We start from the raw sequence: 5,738 nt of genomic DNA on the forward strand, positions 1-5,738 counted from the left end.
CTCGCCGACGACAGCGACCCGGCGCGGGTGGCCGCCGAACTCGCGGAGCGACCCGCGGCCGAGGTCGAGGAGAGCGTGTACGCGGCCGGCGGGCTCGCCGTCGCCGTCCGTACCCCCCGGGAGTGGGCCGCGCATCCGCAGGGCGCGGCCGTGGCCGGGCGGCCGCTGCTGAGCCTGGAGCGGATCGCGGACGGCCCGGTGCGCCGGCCGGCGGCGGGGCCGCCCGGGCTGCCGGCGCACGGTCTGCGGGTCCTGGACCTGACCCGCGTCATCGCCGGGCCCGTCGCCACCCGCACCCTCGCGCTGCTGGGCGCGGACGTGCTGCGGATCGACTCCCCGCACCTGCCGGAGAGTCAGGACGCCCATCACGACACCGGTCTGGGCAAGCGCTCGGCGGTGCTCGATCTCGCGCGGCGCGCCGACCGGGCCGTCTTCGAGGAGCTGTTGTCGGGCGCCGACGTCGTGGTCAGCGGCTACCGGCCGGGCGCGCTGGACCGTTACGGGCTGGAACCGCTCGCATTGGCCGAGCGCCGTCCGGGGCTGGTCGTCGCGCAGTTGAGCGCCTGGGGCGCGTACGGGCCGTGGGGCGGGCGCCGGGGGTTCGACTCGCTGGTGCAGGTGGCCTGCGGCATCGCGGCGGCGGAGGCCGGTGCGGACGGGCAGCCGGGGGTGCTGCCCGCGCAGGCGCTGGACCACGGCACCGGGTACCTGACCGCGGCGGCGGTGCTGCGGGCCGTCAGCGAGCAGCACGCCGGCGGTGGCACGCATCTGGCGCGGCTCGCCCTCGCGCAGACGGCGGCATGGCTGACCGGCGCGACGGGCAGGGACAGCGAAGGCGATCCCCGCGGCGCGTCCTCCGGCCCGGCGGAGCACGACGAGCCGTACGCGCAGCCGTACGCGCCCGAGCCGTGGCTGACGGAGGCGGACGGTCCGCTCGGGCGCGTCCGGCACGCGGTGTCGCCCGTGTGCTTCGACGGCGGCCCGCGCGGCTGGACGCGGCTCGCGGGGCGCTGGGGCACCGACGCGCCGGCGTGGAGCCGGCCGGCCGCACCGTGAGGAGTTGAGGTTGCCGTGGGCACGACGATCCGCCGCGCCGTCCTGTCCCTGCCCGTCGCGTCCCTTGGGCCGGAGGACCCCCTGCCCGCCCTCGGCCCCGCCGGCCGCGCCGGACCGGTGGACCTGCGCCGGCTGACGGACGTCCCCGAGGACATGGCGCGGCAGCTGCGCGTTCCGCTGCCGCGCACCGTGCTGCCCGTGCGCCGGCGCGACGACTACGCGCGCGAGCGCACGCCCACCGACGTGGACGCGGTCGTTCTGGAGAACGACCGGCTGCGCGCCACCGTCCTGCCGGGGCTCGGCGGCCGGTTGTACGCCCTGGAGCACAAGCCGTCCGGCCGGCCGCTGCTCTACACCAACCCCGTGGTCCAGCCCGCCGGTTTCGCGCTCAACGGCGCGTGGTTCTCCGGCGGCGTCGAGTGGAACACCGGCGCGCCCGGCCACGGCCCGCTGGCCGTGGCACCGCTGCACGCCGCCCGCGTCCCGGCGCCGGACGGGGGCGCGATGCTGCGGCTGTGGGAGTGGGAGCGGCTGCGCGACCTGCCGTTCGATCGATCTGTGGCTGCCGGAGGACTCGGACTTCCTCTTCGTGGGCGTGCGCGTGCGCAATCCGCACCACCGTCCGGTCCCGGCCTTCTGGTGGTCGAACACGGCCGTACCGGAGTCCGCCGGCACCCGGATCCTCACCCCGGCGGAGAGCGCCTTCCACTCCGGGTACGACGGCGCCCTGCGCCGGGTCGCGGTCCCGGTGGCGGACGGCGTGGACCGTACGTATCCGCTGCACGGCGAGCGGCACGCCGACTACTTCTACGACCTGCCGGACGGGGCCCGGCGCTGGATCGCCGCGCTGGAGGGCGACGGCCGGGGCCTGGTGCAGACGTCGACCGACGCGCTGCGCGGCCGCAAGCTGTTCGTCTGGGGTGCGGGCCGGGGCGGGCGCCGCTGGCAGCGGTGGCTCACCGAGCCGGGTACGGGCGGCTACCTGGAGATCCAGGCCGGGCTCACCCGCACCCAGCTGGAGCAGGTCCCGCTGGAGGCGGGCGGGGAGCTGGCCTGGCTGGAGGCGTACGGGCCGCTGGCGGCCGACCCGGCGGCGGTGCACGGCGCCGACTGGGCGGCCGCCCGCGCCGAGGCCGAGGGCCGGCTGGAGGCGGTGTTGCCGCGTGCCGCCGTGGACGCGGCGTTCGCGGCCTGGCGCCCGTACGCCGATCACGACCCGAAGGAGACCCTGGCCACCGGCTCCGGCTGGGGCGCCCTGGAGGTCGCGCGCGCCGGCCTCGACCTGCCCGGCACGCCGTTCGCGGCGGCCACGCCGGGCGAGGAGCAGCGGCCGTGGCTGGAGCTGCTGCGTACGGGCGTCCTGCCGGAGCCTCCGGGCGGCGAGCCGGGGCCCTCACTGGTCGCGCCGCCCTGGCGCGAGCTGCTGGAGGCGGCCGAGCCCGGCCCGCACGCCGCGTACCACCTGGGCGTGGCCCAGTGGCACGCGGGCGATCGCTCCCAGGCCGTACGCAGTTGGGAGTGCGCCCTGCGGCTCGGGCTCACCTGGCCGGCCCTGCGCGCCCTGGCCGTCGCCGACCGCGTGGACGACCACCCCGCGCGCGCCGCCGACCGTTACGCGGAGGCCGTCGCCGCCGCACGCACCGAGGGAGCCTCCCGCCCGGTCCACACGGCCCTGGCCCGCGAGGCGGTCCCCGCCCTGCTGGATGCCGGCCGCGCGGCCGAGGCGGCGGCCGCCCTGCCTCCCGCCGCCCTGCGCCGGGGCCGGTTCCGGCTGCTGCACGCGCGCGTACTGCTCGCCCGGGGCGACGCGGCGGGGGCGCGGGCGGTCTTCGACGAGGGCTTCGAGGTGGCGGACGTCACCGAGTTCGAGCGCACCCTGGACGAGACGTGGTTCGCCGTCGCGGAACGCCTCGTCGCGGGCGACGCCCCCGTCACGGAGGCGGTACGGGCGCGGGCCCGGGAACTGCACCCCCTACCGGCCCCCTACGACTTCCGGCCGGAAGGGCCCGACGACCCGAGTGCCTGACGCCCCCCGCGGATCTTCAACGGGGCCGGCGGAATCCGCGGGCACCGCGACCCGCACGCTCGTCATGATCCGCCGACGAGGCCCCCGTTGAGCCGCGCGAACCCCTCCTGCCGCTCGTACGGGAAGTACGGGTACGGCGCGGTCTTCGCGCTCGCCGCGTCCAGCCGGGCCACCTGCTCCGGCGTGAGGCTCCAGCCCACCGCCCCGAGGTTCTGCCGCAACTGCTCCTCGTTCCGGGCACCGATGATGACGGAGGAGACGGTCGGGCGGCGCAGCAGCCAGTTGACGGCGATCTGCGGGATGCTCCGGCCGGTCTCCTCCGCGATCTCGTCGAGCGCGTCGACCACCCGGAAGAGGTGCTCGTCCTCCACCGGCGGGCCGTAGTCCGCCGTGGCGTGCAGCCGGCTGCCGGGCGGGAGCGGCCGGCCGCGGCGGACGGCGCCGGTGAGCCTGCCCCAGCCGAGCGGGCTCCAGACGACCGCGCCGACGCCCTGGTCGCGGCCGAGCGGCATGAGCTCCCACTCGTAGTCGCGGCCGACGAGGGAGTAGTAGACCTGGTGCGCCGCATAGCGCGCCCAGCCGTGCCGGTCGGCGGCGGCGAGGGACTTCATCAACTGCCAGCCGGAGAAGTTGGAGACCCCGGTGTACCGGAGCTTTCCGGCCCGCACCAGGTCGTCGAGCGTGGAGAGCACCTCCTCGACGGGCGTGCCCGCGTCGAAGGCGTGCAGCTGGAAGAGGTCGATGTGATCCGTGCCGAGGCGGCGCAGCGCGTCCTCGACGGCCTTGATCAGGCGTGCGCGGGACGTGCCGGCCTCGTTCGGTCCGTCGCCCGTGGGCAGGCCGGCCTTGGTCGAGAGGATCACCTGGTCACGGCGGCCCTTGATCGCGGCGCCGAGGACCTCCTCGGAGGCTCCGGCGGAGTACACGTCGGCGGTGTCGAACATCGTGACCCCGGCCTCCAGGCAGATGTCCAGGAGGCGGCGGGCCTCCTTGGCGTCGGTGTCGCCCCAGGCGCCGAAGAGCTCGCCGCGCCCGCCGAAGGTGCCGGCCCCGAAGCTCAGCGCCGGCACCATCAGCCCGGACGAGCCCAGCCTTCTGTATTCCATGATCGATCCCTCCACCCCGCACTAACGGGTCTCTGGTTCCGTTAGGATGCGATCAAGGTAGCAGAACCCACCCGGCTAATGGAACAGGAGTCCCGTTATGAGTTCGGACGGCGTGGATCCGGGCACGGTCCGGCCCGGCGGGCGCACGGCGCGGGTACGGGCCGCGGTGCTGCGGGCCGCCGGCGACGCCCTCGCCGAGGGGGGCCTGGCCGGCCTCGACCTGGCCGACGTGGCGCGGCGCGCGGAGGTCGGCAAGACCACCGTCTACCGACGCTGGGGCACACCGGCCGGTCTCGTCGCCGACGTGCTCGCGGACATGGCGGAGCAGTCGCTGCCGCGCACCGAGACGGGTACCCTCCTGGGCGATCTCCGGGCCAACGCCCGGCTCGTGGCGCGGACGCTGGCCGACCACCGTCAGGGCGCGCTCTTCAAGGCCGTCATCGCCGCCGCCACCTGCGAGCCCCAGACGGCCGCCGCCCTGCACCGCTTCTACGAGATCCGGGTCGAGGAGTGGGCGCCCTGCGTCCGGCAGGCGGTCGAGCGCGGCGAGCTGCCGGCGGGCACCGACGCCCGCGAGGTGATCCGCGCCGTCTCGGCGCCCCTCTACTACCGTCTGCTGACCACCGGCCTGCCGCTCGACGAGGAGGCGGCGGACCGCGCCGCGGAGGCCGCCGCGGCGGCGGCACGGGCGGGTGCCTTCACGGCCGCGGGAGCCTGACGGCGGTTCACGCGCCCGCCCCTGTCAGGAGGCGTCAGGAGGCGTCAGGAGGAGGGGGTCCGCGACCGGACGGCCATGTCCTCCCAGAAGCAGCGCAGTTCGGCGGCCGTCATGCCCTGCCAGGGAGCCCGCTTGCGCCGCAGCCAGGACAGGGGGTTCAGCTGCCGGTACGGGCGCAGGAGCGACTGCTGCTGCCGGCAGAAGGCTTCCCGCAGTTCCGCCCGGGGCTGTTCGCCCATGGCCGGGTAGGGGCACAGCTCGAAGGGACAGTCGCACAGGCAGGTGCTGCCCGGCGGCGCGTCGTCGGCCATGCCGACCGTGCGCCGGGGGCGCAACGGCCCGCGGTCCTTGGTGAGGCAGGGCGGCAACTCGGTGCGGTTCGCCCGCCCGAGGCGCTGCTCCAGTCCGTCCGGGCTCCCTTCGCGCTCCGTGAGGTTGAGGAGCAGCAGGACGTCGGCCAGCAGTTGCTGGGCGCGGGGGTGCAGGGTGCTCCAGCCCGTCGAGGGCGGGATCCAGAGGTTGTGCCTGCGGTAGGCGTCCGGATCGGCGGGCGAGGAGCCGATGTTGTTGATCGCTCCCATCTCGTCGATCCAGACGAACCGCTCGGGGTGCCCGCTCTCCAGGGCGAGGACCGCCAGATTGGCCGCCTCGGAGACGAAGGGGTGCAGCCGGTCTCCCTTACGGGTGCGGTCGCCGGGGTGGCGGGCGCCGGGGTCCTGGCGGCTGCCCGCCATCGCCAGCCAGCGCCGTACCGCCTCGGAGGGATCGGTCCGCGCCCGGCGCCGGCGCCGGGCCCTCCCGTCGCCGGACGCGTCCGGGCCGGGCTCCACCG

3 protein-coding genes and 2 pseudogenes are annotated in these 5,738 nt (G+C 76.4%); 3 read left to right on the plus strand and 2 right to left on the minus strand.

Going from position 1 to position 5,738, the window contains the following annotated elements; genetic code table 11:
• Both AB0K09_RS28905 and AB0K09_RS28910 read left to right on the plus strand, forming a co-directional pair.
• The coding region (locus AB0K09_RS28905) for a CoA transferase (protein WP_366068364.1) at window positions 1-1,056 on the plus strand (1,056 nt) is incomplete at its 5' end.
• 15 nt (window positions 1,057-1,071) lie between these two features.
• A pseudogene (locus AB0K09_RS28910) lies at window positions 1,072-3,082 on the plus strand (DUF5107 domain-containing protein).
• Window positions 3,083-3,144: 62 nt separating this feature from the next.
• Here the strand turns inward: AB0K09_RS28910 and AB0K09_RS28915 are convergent.
• Window positions 3,145-4,188: an aldo/keto reductase gene (locus AB0K09_RS28915; RefSeq protein WP_366068365.1), complete on the minus strand. Its 1,044-nt coding sequence runs from the start codon at window positions 4,186-4,188 to the stop codon at window positions 3,145-3,147.
• 97 nt (window positions 4,189-4,285) lie between these two features.
• On the opposite strand from AB0K09_RS28915, the gene AB0K09_RS28920 reads away from it, so the two are divergent.
• Window positions 4,286-4,906, plus strand: coding sequence for a TetR/AcrR family transcriptional regulator (locus tag AB0K09_RS28920; RefSeq protein ID WP_366068366.1), 621 nt, complete (start codon window positions 4,286-4,288; stop codon window positions 4,904-4,906).
• A 44-nt stretch (window positions 4,907-4,950) separates the two neighbouring features.
• Here AB0K09_RS28920 and AB0K09_RS28925 read toward each other — a convergent pair.
• Window positions 4,951-5,738: pseudogene (locus AB0K09_RS28925) on the minus strand (ATP-binding protein); the annotation flags it as partial.

Source organism: Streptomyces sp. NPDC049577, from assembly GCF_040675635.1.
In the GTDB taxonomy this organism is placed as follows: domain Bacteria; phylum Actinomycetota; class Actinomycetes; order Streptomycetales; family Streptomycetaceae; genus Streptomyces.